Annotated in this window: 14 protein-coding genes and 1 rRNA gene; 12 read left to right on the top strand and 3 right to left on the bottom strand. The window is 46.7% G+C overall.

Features of this window, described 5'->3' with window-relative positions; genetic code table 11:
• Nucleotides 1–194 precede the first annotated feature (194 nt).
• Nucleotides 195–310: ribosomal RNA gene (gene rrf, locus M0413_RS06910) — 5S ribosomal RNA — on the top strand.
• Nucleotides 311–571: 261 nt separating this feature from the next.
• Nucleotides 572–1,846 carry a CinA family nicotinamide mononucleotide deamidase-related protein gene (locus M0413_RS06905; protein WP_047536205.1) on the top strand — a complete coding sequence of 425 codons (1,275 nt, stop codon included), beginning with the start codon at nt 572–574 and terminating at the stop codon, nt 1,844–1,846.
• Between the two features lie 99 nt (nt 1,847–1,945).
• Here M0413_RS06905 and M0413_RS06900 read toward each other — a convergent pair whose 3' ends face one another.
• Together M0413_RS06900 and ppc are read right to left on the bottom strand one after the other, a co-directional pair.
• Complete coding sequence (locus tag M0413_RS06900) at nt 1,946–2,491, bottom strand: YceB family lipoprotein (protein WP_023266416.1); 546 nt, start codon at nt 2,489–2,491, stop codon at nt 1,946–1,948.
• The gene (gene ppc, locus M0413_RS06895) at nt 2,491–5,160 is read right to left on the bottom strand and encodes a phosphoenolpyruvate carboxylase (RefSeq protein WP_188870606.1); all 2,670 of its coding nucleotides are present in this window, start codon (nt 5,158–5,160) and stop codon (nt 2,491–2,493) included. Before ppc ends, M0413_RS06900 begins: the two co-directional genes overlap by 1 nt.
• A 618-nt stretch (nt 5,161–5,778) precedes the next feature.
• Between ppc and argC the strand changes: the two genes are divergently transcribed.
• From argC to argH, 5 genes are all read left to right on the top strand, one after another.
• Nucleotides 5,779–6,759 carry an N-acetyl-gamma-glutamyl-phosphate reductase gene (gene argC, locus M0413_RS06890; RefSeq protein WP_172589140.1) on the top strand — a complete coding sequence of 327 codons (981 nt, stop codon included), beginning with the start codon at nt 5,779–5,781 and terminating at the stop codon, nt 6,757–6,759.
• A 31-nt stretch (nt 6,760–6,790) separates the two neighbouring features.
• A complete protein-coding gene (gene argB / locus M0413_RS06885; protein WP_037424139.1) occupies nt 6,791–7,573 on the top strand; it encodes an acetylglutamate kinase in 783 nt (260 codons plus the stop codon).
• A 12-nt stretch (nt 7,574–7,585) separates the two neighbouring features.
• A complete protein-coding gene (locus M0413_RS06880; RefSeq protein WP_047536215.1) occupies nt 7,586–8,491 on the top strand; it encodes an ornithine carbamoyltransferase in 906 nt (301 codons plus the stop codon).
• A gap of 60 nt (nt 8,492–8,551) precedes the next feature.
• Complete coding sequence (locus M0413_RS06875) at nt 8,552–9,775, top strand: argininosuccinate synthase (RefSeq protein ID WP_249553577.1); 1,224 nt, start codon at nt 8,552–8,554, stop codon at nt 9,773–9,775.
• Between the two features lie 83 nt (nt 9,776–9,858).
• Entirely contained in the window at nt 9,859–11,226 is a 1,368-nt protein-coding gene (argH, locus tag M0413_RS06870; RefSeq protein ID WP_144345255.1) for an argininosuccinate lyase, read from the top strand.
• A gap of 73 nt (nt 11,227–11,299) precedes the next feature.
• On the opposite strand, the gene M0413_RS06865 is transcribed toward argH, so the two are convergent.
• Nucleotides 11,300–13,819, bottom strand: coding sequence for a penicillin-binding protein 1A (locus M0413_RS06865; RefSeq protein ID WP_037424150.1), 2,520 nt, complete (start codon nt 13,817–13,819; stop codon nt 11,300–11,302).
• 189 nt (nt 13,820–14,008) lie between these two features.
• Between M0413_RS06865 and M0413_RS06860 the strand changes: the two genes are divergently transcribed.
• The 5 genes from M0413_RS06860 to M0413_RS06840 are packed head-to-tail and all read left to right on the top strand — an operon-like array spanning nt 14,009 to nt 18,874.
• Nucleotides 14,009–15,088, top strand: a complete 1,080-nt coding sequence (locus M0413_RS06860) for a pilus assembly protein PilM (RefSeq protein ID WP_037424154.1) — start codon at nt 14,009–14,011, stop codon at nt 15,086–15,088.
• The gene (locus tag M0413_RS06855; protein WP_047536223.1) at nt 15,076–15,660 is read left to right on the top strand and encodes a PilN domain-containing protein; all 585 of its coding nucleotides are present in this window, start codon (nt 15,076–15,078) and stop codon (nt 15,658–15,660) included. Before M0413_RS06860 ends, M0413_RS06855 begins: the two co-directional genes overlap by 13 nt.
• Nucleotides 15,657–16,280 (top strand): type IV pilus inner membrane component PilO, encoded by a 624-nt coding sequence (locus tag M0413_RS06850; RefSeq protein WP_037424160.1) that lies wholly within the window; start codon nt 15,657–15,659, stop codon nt 16,278–16,280. Before M0413_RS06855 ends, M0413_RS06850 begins: the two co-directional genes overlap by 4 nt.
• Entirely contained in the window at nt 16,280–16,795 is a 516-nt protein-coding gene (locus M0413_RS06845; protein ID WP_144345253.1) for a pilus assembly protein PilP, read from the top strand. The genes M0413_RS06850 and M0413_RS06845 overlap by 1 nt, the downstream gene beginning before the upstream one ends.
• A gap of 21 nt (nt 16,796–16,816) precedes the next feature.
• Nucleotides 16,817–18,874 carry a type IV pilus secretin PilQ gene (locus M0413_RS06840; protein WP_037424166.1) on the top strand — a complete coding sequence of 686 codons (2,058 nt, stop codon included), beginning with the start codon at nt 16,817–16,819 and terminating at the stop codon, nt 18,872–18,874.
• The last annotated feature ends 161 nt before the right edge of the window (nt 18,875–19,035 follow it).

Here is a 19,035-nt window from a genome sequence, read left to right as displayed (position 1 = left end):
ATAGGTCAGGTGTGTAAGCGTTGTGAGGCGTTGAGCTAACTGATACTAATGACTCGAGAGGCTTAACCATACAACCCAGATGGGTTTTGCTAAGTAGCACTTAGACGAATAGAAACACTTAAGAAGTGGTACTCAATACAGCTTTCCGAATTCATTTACTGCCCACATAAGATGGGGAGTAGATACCAAATTTGCTTGGTGACAATAGCATTGTGGTCCCACCTGATCCCATCCCGAACTCAGAAGTGAAACGCAATCGCGCCGATGGTAGTGTGGGGTCTCCCCATGTGAGAGTAGGTCATCGCCAAGCACCTAAATAAACAATGAAGCCAGCTGAATAAGCTGGCTTTTTTGTTTTTCGCGTTTGTCATCTTTAGATTGTGATTTTGAAATCACCCATTCCAATTTTCAGCCTCTTTCGCTCACACACCCCTGGTGTGCGCTAAATCGCGACTGACTACCTTATTTTCTTCACACTACTGAACCATATCTCCCAAAGGTCAACTCTTGCTATTACTTCAGAGGTTACTTACCTTATGCAGTAACTTATTGGGGTAGCTAAGGATCTATGATGAAGTTAGAGATGATTTGTACTGGGGAAGAGGTGCTGTCGGGTCAGATTGTTGATACTAACGCTGCTTGGTTTGCCAGCACTATGATGGAGCATGGCATTGAGATCCAAAGGCGCGTTACCGTGGGGGATCGTCTCGAGGACTTAATTGCGGTTTTCCAAGAGCGTAGTTTGCATGCCGATGTGATTTTAGTGAATGGCGGCTTGGGGCCGACCAGTGATGATATGTCTGCCGAGGCAATGGCTAAGGCTAAAGGCGAGCCTCTGGTTGAGAATCGGGAGTGGCGCCAACGTTTAGAAGATTGGTTTACGCGCAATAATCGCGAGATGCCAGTGAGTAATTTAAAGCAGGCGATGCTGCCAGAGTCTGCGGTAATGGTGGATAACCCCGTCGGCACGGCCTGTGGATTTAGAGTGAAGTTGAATCGAGCTTGGTTGTTTTTCACTCCAGGTGTGCCATTTGAACTCAAGCATATGGTGAAGGAACAGTTTATTCCTTTTATCCGTGAAGAGTTTGACCTCGACGCTAAGGTGGCGCTGAAGAAGTTGCTGACCATAGGTCATGGCGAGTCTTCCCTTGCCGACAAAATTGAGCCATTGGAGTTGCCTGAGGGGATTACCATTGGTTATCGCTCCTCAATGCCACATATTGAGATTAAGATCTTTGCCCGCGGCGAGAAGGCGATTGCTTTGCTGCCACGGGTGACTGGGCACATCAAAATGGTGCTGGGAACTGCGGTCGTCGCCGAAGATAAAGCGACGCTTGCCGAAGAGATCCATGCTAAGTTGCTGAATTCTGGATTGACCTTGAGTGTTGCTGAGTCTTGTACGGGTGGGATGATTACCAGTCAGTTAGTGGATTTCCCGGGCAGCTCTTCCTATTTGCAACACGGTCTGGTGACTTACAGTAATGAGTCTAAGGTGCGAGTGTTAGGAGTTAACCCTGCGACCTTAGACGATCACGGTGCAGTCTCTATTCCAACGGTTGAAGAAATGGCCAAGGGCGCGCGTGCTATTTTAGACAGTGATTTTGCCTTAGCGACCAGTGGGATAGCGGGACCTGATGGCGGAACCGAAGAAAAGCCCGTTGGTACGGTGGCAATTGCCTTGGCAACCCGCAGTGGCGTCTACAGCCAAATGATAAAACTGCCGCGACGTTCGCGGGATTTAGTGCGTAGCTTAAGTGCGGCGGTAGCCTATGATATGCTAAGACGTGAGTTACTCACCGAAGCTGTGATTGTGGATTACCAGTCGATAGGGCGTTTCAGCAAGTAACTCTTTGGATACTTACGGGTTTTAGTCAGTCTAGCTTGACTAACAAAAATGCTCCCGAGGGAGCATTTTTTTATGGCGAATGGTTTGCAACGCAAGCCGTTATTTAGTGAACTTAAGGACTAATTTGCCTGGGACGACTTGAATGCTCTCGGTCATCTTGGCCATCAGCGCTTGGTTACTATCCTTCGTATCGAGCACATAAACGGGCTGATTCTCGAGGAAATGCCTTAAGTAGCCCATAACCTGTGGCGTCGCGCTACTGATGGCTTTCTCGATATCCTTAGGGGTTGATTCTACTTTCACCAATTCAAGCTGGCGTAGGTAGACGCTGTGGGTGGCACTGTCATACCAAGGCTTAGCCTCAAAGGTGGTTGAAAGTTGCGCCTTCAACGGATAAATAGGGTTAGTGATGGACACCTGAGTGGTTGCACTTACGCTCATAGTGTCAGGCTTTTCACCGAGTCTGACACTGATGTCGTTAATGCGCACTTGCGCGCCCACGAGTTGATTACCTTGTTTTACCTCAAAATGGATCTCTTTGCTGAGATACTGCTCCATTTCATGCTCGCTGATACTGTACTGCGTGACGCAGCCGCCAAGCAGTACAGATAATCCCAAGCAAAGGCTAAGCGTGAGTTTTTTCATTAACCTGTGTTTCTCATGCCCGCCGCGACACCGGCAATCGTCAGCATTAAGGCGAGTTGCACGTGTTCGGAAGCGGGAGCTTCGGTTGTTTCCTTGCGGGTACGAGCTAATAACTCGGTCTGAAGGAAGTTTAATGGATCGATATAGGGATTGCGCAGTTTGACTGATTCGCGATTCCACGGTGTATGCGCCATTAAGGTATCCGATTTAGTCAGCTCCAGCACCACTTTAATGCCGAGATCTAAACGCTGGCGTAAAGTTTCGCCTAAGTGGTGAAGATTGGGCGGAACTAAGCAGGTTTCATAGTAACGCGCTAAGTTAGGTTCCGCTTTGGCGTACACCATCTCCAGCATGGAAATCCGCGTGCTAAAGAAGGGCCATTCGCGATCCATATCTTGTAGCAAACCCATTTCTCCACGTTCGCAGGCAGCCTGTAATGCTTCACCGGCGCCGAGCCATGCTGGCAACATTAAGCGGTTTTGAGACCAAGCGAAAATCCAAGGAATGGCACGTAAACTCTCGATACCGCCATCGACACGACGTTTTGCTGGGCGACTGCCTAATGGTAATTTGCCTAGTTCAACCTCCGGAGTGGCTGCACGGAAATAAGGCACAAAATCCGGCTCTTCACGGACAATACCGCGGTAAGCACTCACTGACTCCTGAGCAATCCGCTCCATACAATTGCGCCATTCCTGCTTAGGCTCGGGCGGCGGAAGCAGAGTCGCTTCTAACACCGCTGAGGTGTACAGGGCTAAGCTTTGCACCGCCAATTTAGGCAGGCCGAACTTAAAGCGGATCATCTCACCTTGCTCGGTGACGCGAATACGGCCATCAACTGAGCCGGGCGGTTGCGACAGAATCGCTTTGTGAGCTGGGCCGCCGCCACGACCAATACTGCCTCCGCGACCATGAAACAGCGTCAGCTTAACGCCAGCCTGTTTACAAACGGCGACTAACTGCTCCTGTGCGCGATATTGTGCCCAAGCGGCTGCCATTACACCCGCATCTTTGGCTGAGTCGGAGTAGCCGATCATCACCTCTTGCATGCCTTTGGTATAACCACGATACCAGTCGATATCGAGCAGTGCGGTAATACATTCGGCGGCGTTGTTTAAGTCACTTAAGGTTTCAAACAGCGGCACAACACGCATTGGATGCGTGCAGCCAGTCTCTTTGAGTAACAGTAAAACCGTTAATACGTCAGAAGGTTTGCTCGCCATCGAGATGACGTACGAACCTAATGCTTTGGCGGGATGTTTAGCAATTAAACGGCAAGTGTTAAGCACTTCGGCTACATCGGCGGAAGGTTGCCAGTTGCTCGGGATCAGCGGACGACGGTTACTGAGTTCGCGCAGTAAGAAGGCTTGTTTTTCGGTTTCATCCCAATGATTAAAGTCACCCATACCTAGATAACGGGTTAACTCTGCAAGTACATCGCAGTGACGGCCGGCGTCTTGACGAATGTCGAGCCTAAGCATATGGATGCCAAAACAAGCGAGACGGCGCAAAATGTCGAGCAGTAAACCGTTAGCAATCAAACGCATGCCGCAGTCACATAAACTCTTATACAGCATCTCTAGCGGCGCCTTAAGATCGCTTTCTTGCCAAATTAGTGTTGATTTATCCACTTCAGGATTGTGGCCCTCAATGCGGGCATTTAAGTAATCTATGGTGTCACGCAGTTTTTGTCTTAATGAGCGCAGCACAAAACGATAGGGTTCGCAGCTATTGTTGGTATAAGCCTTTAATTCATCATTGGCTTCTTCCATTGACAGTTCACCCACTAGCAACACTATATCCTTGAGGAATAAACGTGCCGCAGCATGGCGATTACGGTCTAACACTTCTTGGGTGACTTTGGCGGTCACAAAGGGGTTACCGTCGCGATCACCACCCATCCAGCTTGAGAAGCGCACCGGTGCAATATCGATAGGCAATTGCTGGCCAGTGCGCTCTTGTACTTGATCGTTGAGTTGCCTTAAAAAGTCGGGGACGGCGTGCCAGAGAGATTCTTCAATCGTCGATAATCCCCAGCGGGCTTCATCCACTGGCGTTGGGCGTTCACGGCGAATTTCATTGGTGTGCCAGATCTGAGCAATTAACTGACGCAGACGCAGATTAATTTGGCGACGTTCTCTATCGGATAATTGATCGTTTTCTTGCTCGGCAAGGCAATCCACAATCGCCGCATATTTTTGGATCAGTGTGCGGCGAGAGATTTCCGTTGGATGTGCGGTGAGGACTAAATCGATATCTAGCGTCTTTAAGCAATCCAACATCTTAGTTTGATCGATACGGCCATTAAGCATACGGCCAAGCAACTGTTCGACCGGATCCGGTACACAAACCAGCTCATCACAGTTACGGCTAATAGTATGAAATTGTTCGGATAAGTTTGCTAGGTTGAGGAATTGGTTGAAGGCTTTGGCAAAAGGCACTAACTCTTCATCGGGGAGTGCGGTCAGCAGTTCTAGCATTTGCTCCCGTGCCGCCTCATCGCCACGGCGGGAATCTTTTGCAAGTTTACGAATTTGCTCAACCTTCTCGAGGAAAGAATCACCGAGGTGGGTGCGCATTGTATCGCCAAGGATCTGCCCTAACATACTCACGTTTGATCTTAACGACGCATACATGTCGGTCACATTGTCTGCCACATTACCTGCCATAGTTACTCCGAATAGAAAAACATCAAAATCCGCTTTGTATTAGCCCGATAGCACAATACCTACCACTGAGGGCAATGGTCAACAGCAGAACTTATAACTTATACGACTGGCTTATCTTATATGCAACTAATCACGATAATTGTTGAGGAATATTCAATATAAATGCGAGCTAACGCAATATTTTATTATGTTTAGCCAAAGTGAATATGAACTGCATTATTTTGGCTTTGCGTACATGTATATCAGGTGTTAATAAAAAGGACTGATTTTTCAGTCTTTCATCCATAGATAACTGAGTTATAAAGAAGTTAGTGAAGTATTGTGTCATTTGCTAAGCGTGCTTGAACGCAGATTAAAGATAAAATTTAATAAAAATATATATTCACATATATTGCATAAATAGATCTTTGTGGTAGTCTAGCCTGCAGTTGAGATGAGTCACCCCTTGTGACCTGTAGAGTAAATATCATGATGTATAGCGTTAAGCCGTCAGTGAATAAAATAACGAGCAATTACGATTTCCCACGACGATAGTCCTGTCATCATAGATATGCGCTGTTGCGTATACGCTATTCATCTATTCTTTAAGTCTCTTTGATTTGGTTTATAAAAATACATATGAAAAATATCGCCATTATCGGCGCCAGTGGTTACACAGGTGCACAACTCACTGCTTTAGTCCATGCGGAGTCTGAATTATCAATTCAAGGCCTGTATGTCTCTGAAAATAGTTTAGATAAAGGTAGAGCTTTAGCAGATTTGTACCCTGTCTACAGCCACATTGACTTAGCTCTGTCACCACTGACTGAAGAAGCGAAGGCGAAGATCGTCGCCGAGGCGGATGCCGTGGTGTTAGCGACCGAGCATTCGGTGAGTTTGCATTTAGCGGCTTGGTTCTACAACCAAGGTTTAGCCGTGTTTGACTTAAGCGGTGCCTATCGTTTCAGTGATGTGACGCAGTACCCTAAGTGGTACGGTTTTGAGCACGAATATCCCGAGGTGCTAGCCAAGGCTGTTTATGGTCTTGCCGAGTGGAATGCCAAAGAAGTCGGCGCAACTAAGATGATTGCTGTGCCAGGTTGTTACCCAACAGCATCATTAACCGCTTTGAAACCATTAAAGAATTTACTGACCTCCGCCTATCCGGTGATCAATGCTGTCAGCGGTGTGACGGGCGCGGGTCGTAAGGCGCAGTTGCATACCAGTTTTTGCGAAGTGAGCCTCACACCCTACGGCGTATTAGGCCACAGACATCAACCCGAAATTGCCACTCAACTGGGGCAAGAGGTGATCTTCACGCCGCACCTTGGCAACTTCAAGCGCGGCATTTTAGCAACCATCACGGTACAGCTAAAACCGGGCACCACCACCGCCGATGTGGCTGCGGCATACAGTGTGTATGACCAAGCCCCGCTGGTGACGGTGAAACAGAACCAGTTCCCTAAAGTAGATGATGTAGTGCTGACTCCGAATTGCCACTTAGGTTGGAAGTTTGATGAGAACAGTGGCTACTTAGTGGTTGCCAGTGCCATCGACAATTTGATGAAAGGCGCGGCGAGCCAAGCCCTGCAATGCATAAAGATTCACTTTAACCTTTAACCGTTCATCCTTATTTAAGAGAGTCGTCAAGATGTCTACCAACAACTCAGTATTAGTTCTTAAAGTCGGCGGCGCCCTGCTGCAGTGTGAAATGGGGATGGCGCGTTTAATGGATACCGCCGCAGCAATGATCGCAAATGGTCAGCAGGTGCTGATGGTGCATGGTGGTGGCTGTTTGGTCGATGAGCAATTAGCCGCAAACGGCATGGAAACCGTCAAGTTAGAAGGACTGCGGGTGACCCCGCCTGAGCAAATGCCAATTATTGCCGGTGCACTGGCTGGCACATCAAACAAGATCCTCCAAGGCGCAGCGACAAAAGCTGGGATTGTGAGTGTGGGTATGAGCTTAGCCGATGGCAACACGGTATCGGCCAAGATTAAAGATGAGCGTTTAGGGTTAGTGGGCGAGGTTTCTCCTAAGGACGCGACTTACCTCAAGTTTATTCTGTCCCAAGGCTGGATGCCGATTTGTAGCTCAATTGCCATGATGGACGATGGCCAAATGCTGAACGTGAACGCTGACCAAGCGGCGACGGTATTAGCCAAGCTGGTCGGTGGCAAGTTGGTGCTGCTATCGGATGTGTCTGGCGTGCTCGATGGTAAAGGTCAATTAATCCCTTCATTGAATGGTAAGCAGATTGCCGAGTTGGTTAAGCAAGGCGTGATCGAAAAGGGAATGAAAGTAAAAGTTGAAGCTGCGCTCGAAGTGGCGCAGTGGATGGGGCAGGCGGTTCAAGTGGCCTCATGGCGTGATGCAAGCCAATTAGTCGCATTAGCAAAAGGTGAGGCCGTGGGCACACAAATCCAACCATAAGCGGAGTAGGTTATGAAGCATTTACTATCGATAAAAGAGTTAACCCAGCAGCAGTTGCTGGATCTGATTACCTTGGCAAAGACGATTAAAGCGAATCCCGCTGAGTATCGTCATGCACTGGACGGTAAGAGTGTGGTGATGTTATTTGAAAAGCCATCTCTGCGTACTCGTGTTAGCTTCGATATCGGTATTAACAAGCTTGGCGGCCACTGTTTATACCTAGACCAGCAAAATGGTGCCTTAGGTAAGCGGGAATCGGTCGCTGACTTTGCTTCTAACCTGTCCTGTTGGGCCGATGCCATTGTGGCGAGAACGTTCTCCCACACGACTATCGAACAATTAGCTGAGTTTGGTAGTGTGCCCGTGATTAATGCACTTTCGGATTTGTACCATCCTTGCCAAGCTTTAGCCGATTTTTTAACCTTGGCCGAGCATTTTGAAAATATCAGTGATGCTAAGTTAGCGTATGTGGGTGATGGTAATAACGTTACTAACTCATTGATGTATTGTGCGGCCATTCTCGGTGCCACCATGACAGTGATCTGCCCTGCAGGTCACTTTCCTGATGGCTACGTTGTGGCCGAAGTGCAAGAGCTCGCGAGCCGATATGGCGGCAAGGTTGTACTGACTTCAGATATTGATGCGATTGAAGGTCACGATGCTATCTATACTGATACTTGGATTTCCATGGGAGATCCAACACCGTTAGCGGAAATTAAGGATAAGTTTGCACCTTATCAGGTCAATAAGGCCTTGATGGCGAAAGCGGGTGCTCACTTCTTTATGCACTGTTTACCCGCTCACCGCGGTGTTGAAGTGACCGATGAAGTGATGGATGGCGAAGGCTCCTTGATCCTGCAACAAGCTGAGAATCGGATGCACGCCCAAAATGCAGTACTGGTAACCCTATTTAGTTAATTTAACCCTGTTTAGCAGCCTACTTTCTCCAAGGTGAGAAACGAGTTATAGGAATTTAAGATGTCTATCGAGAACAAAAATACTGGCGTGAAAAAAGTCGTTTTAGCCTATTCGGGTGGTCTAGATACTTCGGCCATTATTCCTTGGTTAAAAGAAACCTACGACAACTGTGAAATCATCGCCTTTTGCGCTGACGTTGGTCAGGGTGAAGAAGAGTTAGTGGGTCTGACTGAAAAGGCATTAGCCTCAGGCGCGTCTGAATGCCATATCGTCGATCTGAAAGAAGAATTCGTTAAAGATTACATCTACCCAACCATGGCAACGGGTGCGATTTACGAAGGGACTTACTTGTTAGGCACTTCAATGGCGCGTCCAATCATCGCGAAGGCGCAGGTTGAAGTGGCGCGTAAAGTGGGTGCCGATGCCCTGTGCCACGGTTGTACCGGTAAGGGTAACGACCAAGTGCGTTTCGAAGGTTGCTTTGCGGCATTAGCGCCTGATTTAAAAGTGATTGCACCATGGCGTGAATGGAGCATGCAGAGCCGTGAAGATCTGCTGGCTTACTTAGCTGAGCGTAATATTAAGACTTCAGCTTCTGCCACTAAGATCTACAGCCGTGATGCTAATGCATTCCACATTTCCCACGAAGGTGGCGAGTTGGAAGATCCATGGAACGAGCCAAGCAAAGGTGTGTGGACGCTGACTGCCGATCCGGAAGATGCGCCAAACGAAGCAGAATATGTGTCACTTGAAGTCGAGCATGGCCGTGTGACTAAAGTAAACGGTGAAGCATTAACGCCTTACGCTGCACTGATGAAGCTGAACGCCATCGCTGCACCACATGGCGTGGGTCGTATCGACATCACTGAAAACCGTTTAGTGGGCATGAAGTCTCGTGGTTGCTACGAAACCCCAGGCGGCACTGTAATGTTTGCCGCGCTGCGCGCGATTGAAGAGTTAGTGCTGGACAAAACCAGCCGTACTTGGCGCGAGCAAGTGGGCGCTCAAATGGCACACTTAGTATACGACGGTCGTTGGTTTACACCTCTGTGTAAGTCGCTGCTGGCGGCATCTGAGTCTTTAGCCGAGTCTGTCAACGGTGAAGTTGTGGTGAAACTCTACAAAGGTCACGCGATTGCCGTTAAGAAACGTTCGCCAAACAGCTTGTACTCTGAAGCGTTTGCGACCTTCGGTGAAGACCAAGTGTACGACCAAAAACACGCAGAAGGCTTTATCCGTCTGTACTCGTTAGCGAGCCGTATCCGCGCGCTCAACGCTAAGTAATAGGCAGACTTAAAGGGCGCCTAGCGCCCTTTTTTATATCTTAAGTTTTAACGTATTCAAAGCAGTGACCGAGGGGATTGAGCATGGCTTTATGGGGTGGAAGATTTCAGGGCGAAACCAGCGCGCTATTTAAATTATTCAACGATTCACTGCCGGTGGATTACCGTTTGTTTGAGCAAGATGTGGTCGGTTCTATCGCTTGGGCCGATGCAATTGCTAGCGTCGGCATTATCACTGCCACTGAATGCAGCGACTTGAAGAAAGCGTTGAACGAGCTGCTGGTGGAAGTGAAGGGCGATCCTGCGATTATTCTCGCCTCGGGCGCGGAAGATATTCACAGTTTCGTGGAATCTGCGTTGATCGCCAAAGTCGGCGATCTGGGGAAAAAACTCCATACGGGCCGTAGCCGTAACGACCAAGTCGCTACCGACTTAAAACTCTGGTGCCAATCCGAAGGTGCGGCATTAGTGGCTCGCCTACAAACCTTACGCAGCGAACTTATCGCGCTTGCTGAGCGTGAATTTGATGCTGTAATGCCAGGCTATACTCACTTGCAACGTGCTCAACCTGTGACCTTCGGCCATTGGTGTTTAGCCTATGTGGAAATGATTGAGCGTGATCTTAGCCGCTTAACCGATGCCTTAAAGCGCGCCAATACCTGTCCGCTCGGTTCGGGTGCATTGGCGGGCACAGCCTATCAAATGGATAGATATGCGCTTGCAGCAGCACTGAACTTTGCTTCGCCAACCTTAAACAGTTTGGACAGCGTGTCGGATCGCGACCATGTGGTTGAGCTGTGCGGAGCCGCCTCAATCAGCATGATGCACCTAAGCCGCATGGCCGAAGATTTGATTTTCTTCAATACGGGTGAAGCGGGCTTTATCTCCTTGAGTGATGAAGTGACCTCAGGTTCCTCTTTAATGCCACAAAAGAAAAACCCCGATGCGCTGGAGCTGATCCGCGGTAAAACGGGTCGTGTGTATGGCAGTTTAGTGGGTATTCTCACCACGATGAAGGCATTGCCACTGGCCTACAACAAAGACATGCAGGAAGACAAAGAAGGCCTGTTCGACGTGGTCGACAGCTGGGCTATTTGCTTGGATATGGCGGCATTAGTCTTATCTGGCTTAGTCGTTAACCGCCCGAATGCGCTGTTAGCCGCGCAGCAAGGTTATGCCAACGCGACCGAATTGGCGGATTATCTGGTGTCTAAGGGCATGCCGTTCCGTGAAGCGCACCATGTAGTCGGTGTGGCAGTAGTTGCGGCGATCGCTAAGAAGATCCCGTTAGAAGGTTTTACGCTCGCCGAGTTTAAAACCTTTGCCGATATCATCGAAGATGATGTGTATCCCAACCTTACCATCGAAGCCTGTTTGGCAAAACGTGATGTCCTCGGCGGCACAGCGTTGACTCAAGTTAAGCAAGCGATTGCGGCTAAAAAAGCGGGTTAATGCAAAGTAGGTTAATCTTAGGTGAGCAATAAAAAACGCGACTCAAGGTCGCGTTTTTTATTGCTATTTACGGCTATTGGAACAAGTCATCCGCTGGCGCATCGATGAAGAGATTATTTTCATCTTGGCTTTCACTGATATATTCCTTCGGTTCAGTGCCCGAGATAAAGTATTCAAAATCACTGGTGTAATCAGTTTTACGAGTGAGCTTGCCTGTTGCAAGGTCGATCCGCACCGAGACGATTCCTTCTGGTGGAATCGCCGTGGTTTCTGGGACGCCTTTAAGCACGTTATTCATAAATTCGTTCCAGCCAGGCCCTGCGGTCTTAGCACCGGCTTCGGTCCCGGTGATTTGATCTTTTTCACCATTAGCGTTCCAAGCGGTTCTACCTAACTGGCGACCATGATCGTCAAATCCCACCCAGAAGGTGCTCGTCAGCGTTGGGCCAAAACCACTGAACCACGTATCACGAGATTCGTTGGTTGTCCCCGTTTTACCTGCAATATCATGGCGTTTAATTAATTGCGCCGCACGCCAAGCAGTACCTTGCCAACCTGTGCCTTTACTCCAATCGCCGCCACCCCAGATCACGCTCTTCAGCGCTTCGGTGATCAGGAATGCCGTTTGTTCGGAGATAATTTGCGGTGCGTAACGGCCAGTTTGTTCAAAGCAATGGGCAACTGGCTCATCGGTTTGCGCCGTTGGCTCACTAAAGCCCATTGGGTCGCTACTCGGTTGGGTTAGATTACCACTTGGCTTACAAGCTAAGGTTGGATTGGCTTTTTCAATTACATTACCGAAGGAGTCTTCTACTCGTTCGATATAGAAAGGTTCAACCAAGAAGCCACCATTTGCAAACACGTTGAAAGCCGCTGCGACTTGTAAGGGCGTTACCGAAGGTGAACCCAGTGCTAAGGACTCGTTGCGTGGTAAGTCGTTAGGGTCAAAACCGAACTTAGTTAACTCGGCAATAGCTGCATCTAAACCAATATGGCGCATGGCACGAACAGACATGACGTTGATCGATTGCGCTAAGCCCACACGTAAACGCGTTGGGCCACCATAAATATCGGGCGAGTTTTTCGGCCGCCACGCAGTACCTTGGCTAATATCGGGTTTATTAATTGGCGCGTTGTTAATCAGAGTCGCGAGCGTAAAGCCTTTTTCTAATGCCGCAGCATAGATGAAAGGTTTAATATTCGAACCTAATTGGCGTTTAGCCTGAGTCACGCGGTTGTATTGGCTTTGGCTAAAGCTGTAACCACCTACTAAAGTACGGATAGCGCCATTTTCCGGATCGAGTGACACTGTGGCACTCGCTACTTCGGGGACTTGCGATAATTGTAAGTACTGGCCATTGTCGCGGATCCAAATACGCTCGCCTACTGTCAGCATGTCTGAAGCCGATTTAGGTACCGCACCTTGGCGTTTATCGTTAATAAATTTACGCGCCCATTTCAAGCCATCCCATTTGATGACTTTGGTTTCACCTTTAGCGGTTAATACACTGGCTTGCTGTCCATCAATGCTTAATACCGCGGCAGGTTGTAACTCTTGGACGGGTGTGACTTTAGCCAGTTCAGCTTTGATTTGTGCATTATCAGGCTTAGCGCCTGTCCACAAAACAGCAGCAGGACCGCGGTAGCCATGACGTTCATCATAGGCATAAACATTATTGCGTAATGCTTGCTGCGCTAACAGCTGGAGATCGGATGAAATCGTGGTGTAGACGTTATAGCCATTGGTATAGGCTTCTTCTTCACCATATTTTTGCACCATGTAATCCCGGGCCATTTCAGAAATATAAGGGGCATAGAGATCGATTTCGGCACCATGATATTTGGCTACGAGTGGCTCCTGGAGTGCGGTTTGGTACTCCGTTTTGCTGATATACCCCACTTCATTCATCCGCATCAACACCACGTTGCGACGAGCGAGAGCGCGGGAAGGTGAAGTAATGGGGTTAAGCGTTGAGGGGGCCTTTGGCAAGCCAGCAATCATACTCATTTCAGACAGAGTCAGATCTTGGACGTTTTTGCCAAAATACACTTGAGCGGCTGCGCCAACGCCATAGGCTCTTTGGCCTAAATAGATACGGTTAACGTACAGCTCTAAAATCTCATCTTTCGTTAACAACTGCTCAATATGGTAGGAAATAAAAATTTCCTTCACCTTACGAATAATGGTTTTGTCGCGGGTTAGGAAGAAGTTACGTGCCACCTGCATGGTGATAGTACTTGCTCCTTGCTTTTTTTCGCCGGTTGTTAACATGACGATTGCTGCGCGGATTACCCCGACAGGATCGATACCACCATGCTCATAAAAGCGCGCATCTTCGGTGGCAAGGAAGGCTTGTAACAGCGGTTTGGGGACTTCTTCCAGTTTTAAGGGAATACGTCGTTTTTCACCAAACTGAGATATGAGTTTGCCATCACTACTGTAAATGCGCAAAGGTGTTTGTAATTGCACATTTTTTAGTGTCGAAACATCCGGCAGATCCGGCAAAACATAAAAGTATGCTGCAACAATGGCGCCTACGCCCAAAAGGGCTAGACTGAATAGAGCTATAACAATACGTTTTAACCACTTCACCTAAATTGATCCTAATGTTCAGTTAAGTGCGACAGTATATAAGGCGCGAACGTTTGGGTGAAGCAAAAACGTGACGGCCCTAAAATAGCGTTTGTAAAATCTTGAAACATTCTATACAAATACGTATAACGGGTTGATTTTGTGCTAATCTCTCATACTGAAATATAAATAATAAAGTGACAACGGATTATGCTTTCAAATTTATGGAAGCGTCAGGCTCCGCAAATGGTCGGAATTGATATTGGTTCCCATGAAGTAAAGGCCATTTTGCTGAGTAAGACTGCTGATGGATACAAAATATTAAGTCACGTAGCGGTTCCCGTAAAAAAGGGTGCTATTAACGATCATGATATTCGTGATACCGATGCCGTTGTTGAATGCCTCAAACAGGTAAAGCGTGCTTTGCCTAAATCGGTTAAATATGCTGCGGTTGCGGTTTCTGGTTCTGCTGTAATGACTAAGGTCATCTACATGGATGCCTCGCTTAGCGAAGAGGAAATGGAAGCGCAAATTGAGATTGAGGCTGATAACTTAATCCCCTATTCCCTTGATGAAGTCAGCATTGATTTTGAAACCTTAAACGTCAACAGTACCGATCCTTCTAAGGTCGATGTATTACTCAGTGCTTGCCGTACTGACAATATCGATGCCAGAGTTGATGCGCTTGATGAAGTCGAGCTAGAGACTAAAGTCGTTGACGTTGAAGGCTATGCCTTAGGTCGAGCGGTTGAGTTAGTCCTAGGCCAATTACCTGAAGGGGCTCGCCAGAAAGCGGTTGCCATGGTCGATATCGGCGCGAATATGACTACTTTCTGCGTTGTCGAGTCTGGCGAAACTACATTTATCCGTGAACAAGCCTTTGGTGGTGAGTTATTTACTCAGTCGATTCTCTCTTTTTATGGCATGTCTTATGAGCAGGCAGAAAAAGCAAAAATCGAGGGTGATTTACCGCGTAATTATATGTTTGAAGTGTTATCTCCCTTCCAAACGCAATTACTGCAGCAAATTAAGCGAACGCTGCAAATTTATTGTACTTCAAGCGGCAAAGATAAAGTCGACTATCTCGTCTTATGTGGTGGCACATCTAAACTAGAAGGCATGGCTAACTTATTGACCAATGAGTTAGGTGTTCACACCATAATTGCCGACCCTTTCCAAGGATGCCTGCACGCGGATGAATCCGTTAAAAATATACTGCAACCTAGCATTAGCAAATATATGGTTGCTTGTGGCTTAGCCCTGAGGAGCTACGGTCAATGGCGAACATAAACCTGCTTCCTTGGCGTGAAGAAGCGAGAGAAAAGCAGAAACGCGATTATATCGGCATATTGGCTGCGGTATTTTTGGGGTCAGCAATCTTAGTCTATGCTGCGCTGGCTTTACTCGAAATGATGACTGATGAGCAGCGAGCAAGAAATGCTTATTTACAGTCAGAAATTCAGCAGCTCGATGCTCAAATTGCCGAGATTAAAAAGATCACTGAACGTAAAAAAGATATTGAGCGTCGAACAGAAATTATTTTAAATCTTCAGCAATCCCGTAATTTGCCGACACACGTATTAGACGAGCTAGTGCGTATTGTTCCGCCAGGAATTTATCTATCGAGTCTTGAGAAAAAAGGCAGTTTGTTGCTCATTGAAGGTCGCAGTGAGTCGAATAATAACGTAGCAAATATGATGCGTAAGGTAAAAGCGTCTGAGTGGTTAACCGATCCCAATATGCAATCGATCGTTACCCAAGATGATGAGTTAAGACAATTGCAGAGCTTTAGTTTAAGGGTGAGCATCAAAGGAGCCATTGCTGAAGAGCCCGCAAAAGCGGCAAAAGGAGCGAGTAAATGAAGCTCGATCTCAGTCAGTTTAATGATATCGATTTTGAAAATATCGGAAGTTGGCCAAAACAAGTAAAAGTATTTTTCGCTATTTTGCTGGCTCTTTGCGTATTTGCAGCGGGATATTTTGTGGTGTTGTCTGATGCAATCGATGTGATTAATAATGAACAAAACAAAGAGTTACAGCTAAGAGAAGATTTTCAAAACAAATATCAACTGGCCGCTAATTTAAAGCTCTATCGTGAACAACTTGCCGTAATGGAAGGGCAATTTGCCGAATTGCTGAAAATGTTACCTTCAGAAAACGAGATGCCCGGTTTGCTTGATGACTTAACCTTTGCAGCAACGGATGCTGGTTTACGGATTAAAAGTTTAAATTGGGAAGCTGAAATTCAGCGAGATTTTTATATCGAATTTCCAATTAAGATGTCAGTCACTGGTGATTATCACCAGATTGGCAATATGGTGAGTGGTGTTGCTAAGTTACCTCGTATTGTTAGTTTGCATGATTTTACGATCAAACGTGATGATAGCGGTACTTTAACCATGGACATTCTTGCTAAAACCTATCGCTTTAAAGAAGGGGCAGAGTTACCCCCCGAAAAGCCTGCTAACAAGGGGAAGAAATAATGAAACTCTTACCTCTGTTAGGGATAAGTCTTTTTTTAATGGGGTGTGTTGGCGATCGTAGTGATTTAGAGCTATTTGTTACTACAACTAAAGCACAGCATGTGGCGCATATTCCACCCTTAAAAGAACCGCCAAAGTTTGAGCATTTTGCCTACCAGGCTGAGTTAATGCGTAGTCCCTTTGTTCCGCCTTCTCGCGAATTAACCGAAGAAGTCGTTGATACCAGTAAAAACTGCTTACAACCGGATTTAAAACGTCGTAAGGGCCGTTTAGAAACTTATGCTTTAGACAACCTAAAAATGCGCGGTACGTTAAGTGAAGCTAATGTAACTTGGGCGCTGATTGAAACGAATGATGGCAGTGTATATCGGATGGGCGTGGGTGAGTATCTAGGGTTGTTTAACGGACGTATAGCGAAAGTGACTCCACAGAATGTGGAAGTTGTAGAATTAATTCCAGATGGTACGGGTTGTTGGTCAGAGCGCACAAACAACATCGAACTTTCTGGAAAATAACAAGCGAAGGATGAGGGAACAATGAAATCTTCTGCCGCGATAAAAATCCCGTTATCGTTTTTATCTTCAGGCTTAGTTAAGTCTGTTATTGGGATCGCATTACTATTTGGATTTTTGCCATCGAGCTTTGCGGCAAATCGGCTAATGGATGTGAAATACCATGCTTTAGTCGATCATCAGTTAGAGGTCGAGTTAATATTTGAGGATGCGATTTCGGCTCCACAAATTGATTCAAATGCATCGCCTGCTGAGCTGGTATTGACCTTTGATGATAGTATTTCTGGTCTTTCTAAAGATCGCTTACCGATTAATCAGGTCGGTGTTAAAGATCTAGTGACCTCGCAGCAAGATGCGCGTTTGACAGTGACTTTAGGTTTATCCAAAGTCAAACCTTATCAAGGTAGCGTAGTTGGTAATTCTTATCGCTTAACCATTAATGATGAGGTTGTGAATTCTCAGGCAACAGCAAATAGCCCATTTGTAAATAGTATTAAAAATATTGATTTTCGACGTAATGAAAATGGCGGTGGCGATTTATTAGTCTACCTAAATAGCCGCTCTGTTGCGGCCAACGTTGAGCAAATTGGTGCCAAACTTGAGGTTCAGCTTTACAACACTGACATCAACAATGACTTGTTGTATGTGATGGATGTACAGGATTTTTCTACGCCAGTTAAAAACTTTGAAACCTTTAAAGATGACTTAACGACTCGCATCATAGTCGATGTATCGGGTAATTATGAGTTCAATTATAAGCAGGAAGATAACCTCTTTAGGTTGTCGATTAATAAGGTTGAACGTACTGTAGCGACTAAAGATATTAAGAAATATAACGGTAAGACCCTTTCATTAAACTTCCAGAATATTTCTGTTCGTACCGTATTACAGATTATTGCTGACTATAACAATTTTAACTTAGTGACCAGTGATACTGTTGAGGGAGATATTACCCTTAGGCTTGACGATGTACCTTGGGACCAAGCACTGGATTTGATTTTGCAAACCAAAGGACTCGATAAACGCATCGAAGGTAATATTTTGATGGTGGCGCCGAGTGAAGAACTTGCGATTCGCGAAAGTCAAAATCTCAAAAGTAAACAGGAAGTTAAAGAGCTTGCGCCGCTTTATTCTGAGTATCTGCAGATTAACTATGCCAAAGCGACCGACATTGCTGAGCTATTAAAAGGCACTGACTCAAGTTTATTGTCTCCTCGCGGTTCTGTGGCCGTTGATGAGCGTACCAATACGGTACTCGTCAAAGATACCGCTGAAATCATCGAAAACATTCATCGTTTGGTTGAGGTGCTTGATATTCCGATCCGCCAAGTGTTGATTGAATCGCGTATGGTTACCGTAAAGGATGACGTGTCCGAAGATTTGGGTATCCGCTGGGGAGTTACTGATCAGCAGGGTGATAAAGGGACCTCTGGTTCTCTAGAAGGGGCCGGCGATATTGCCAATGGTACGATACCAAGTTTAGATAATCGTTTGAATGTGAACTTGCCTGCGGCCGTCACTAACCCAACTAGCATCGCCTTCCATGTGGCTAAGCTCGCCGACGGTACTATCTTGGATCTAGAGCTCAGTGCACTAGAGCAAGAAAACAAAGGTGAGATTATCGCGAGCCCTCGTATCACGACCTCTAACCAAAAATCGGCGTATATTGAGCAGGGTGTTGAAATTCCCTACGTACAATCCACGTCAAGCGGTGCGACCTCGGTGACCTTTAAAAAGGCGGTGTTGTCACTAAGGGTGACACCACAAATTACACCGGACAATCGTGTGATTCTGGATCTTGAGATTACGCAGGACTCACAGGGCAAAACGGTGGATACGCCGACAGGTCCAGCAGTAGCGATTGATACACAGCGTATTGGTACTCAAGTACTTGTCGACAATGGCGAAACCATTGTATTAGGTGGTATCTACCAGCAGAATTTGATTAGCCGGGTTAGCAAGGTACCTATTTTGGGAGACATTCCTTTGGTCGGTTTCTTATTCCGTAACAGTACCGACAAGAATGAGCGCCAAGAGCTATTGATTTTTGTAACACCTAAAATTGTGAATGAGAAACTCTAACTCTATGTAGTCGTTCGGATAAAGCCAGCACCACTTGCTGGCTTTATTATTTATAAAATACAATTCTTACCATAAATAGCGAGCATCACTTGCCAGACTAGACATTAAACTGAGATAATCCTCGGTCAAGTCTCATAAGAGCAAGGTAACATACAGTAGGT

The organism is Shewanella sp. 8A (assembly GCF_023475945.1).
GTDB classification, from domain to species: Bacteria; Pseudomonadota; Gammaproteobacteria; order Enterobacterales; family Shewanellaceae; genus Shewanella; species Shewanella xiamenensis.
The sequence above is the reverse complement of the archived record's forward strand: the minus strand, read 5'-3'. Positions and strand labels throughout refer to the sequence as shown.

Coding starts and splice junctions, on each gene's coding strand:
- M0413_RS06855 (WP_047536223.1), top strand. CDS start 15,076: ATGGCGAACATAAACCTGCTTCCTTGGCGTGAAGAAGCGAGAGAAAAG.
- M0413_RS06880 (WP_047536215.1), top strand. CDS start 7,586: ATGAAGCATTTACTATCGATAAAAGAGTTAACCCAGCAGCAGTTGCTG.
- M0413_RS06875 (WP_249553577.1), top strand. CDS start 8,552: ATGTCTATCGAGAACAAAAATACTGGCGTGAAAAAAGTCGTTTTAGCC.
- argH (WP_144345255.1), top strand. CDS start 9,859: ATGGCTTTATGGGGTGGAAGATTTCAGGGCGAAACCAGCGCGCTATTT.
- argC (WP_172589140.1), top strand. CDS start 5,779: ATGAAAAATATCGCCATTATCGGCGCCAGTGGTTACACAGGTGCACAA.
- M0413_RS06900 (WP_023266416.1), bottom strand. CDS start 2,491: ATGAAAAAACTCACGCTTAGCCTTTGCTTGGGATTATCTGTACTGCTT.
- M0413_RS06860 (WP_037424154.1), top strand. CDS start 14,009: ATGCTTTCAAATTTATGGAAGCGTCAGGCTCCGCAAATGGTCGGAATT.
- M0413_RS06845 (WP_144345253.1), top strand. CDS start 16,280: ATGAAACTCTTACCTCTGTTAGGGATAAGTCTTTTTTTAATGGGGTGT.
- ppc (WP_188870606.1), bottom strand. CDS start 5,160: ATGGCAGGTAATGTGGCAGACAATGTGACCGACATGTATGCGTCGTTA.
- argB (WP_037424139.1), top strand. CDS start 6,791: ATGTCTACCAACAACTCAGTATTAGTTCTTAAAGTCGGCGGCGCCCTG.
- M0413_RS06850 (WP_037424160.1), top strand. CDS start 15,657: ATGAAGCTCGATCTCAGTCAGTTTAATGATATCGATTTTGAAAATATC.
- M0413_RS06840 (WP_037424166.1), top strand. CDS start 16,817: ATGAAATCTTCTGCCGCGATAAAAATCCCGTTATCGTTTTTATCTTCA.
- M0413_RS06905 (WP_047536205.1), top strand. CDS start 572: ATGAAGTTAGAGATGATTTGTACTGGGGAAGAGGTGCTGTCGGGTCAG.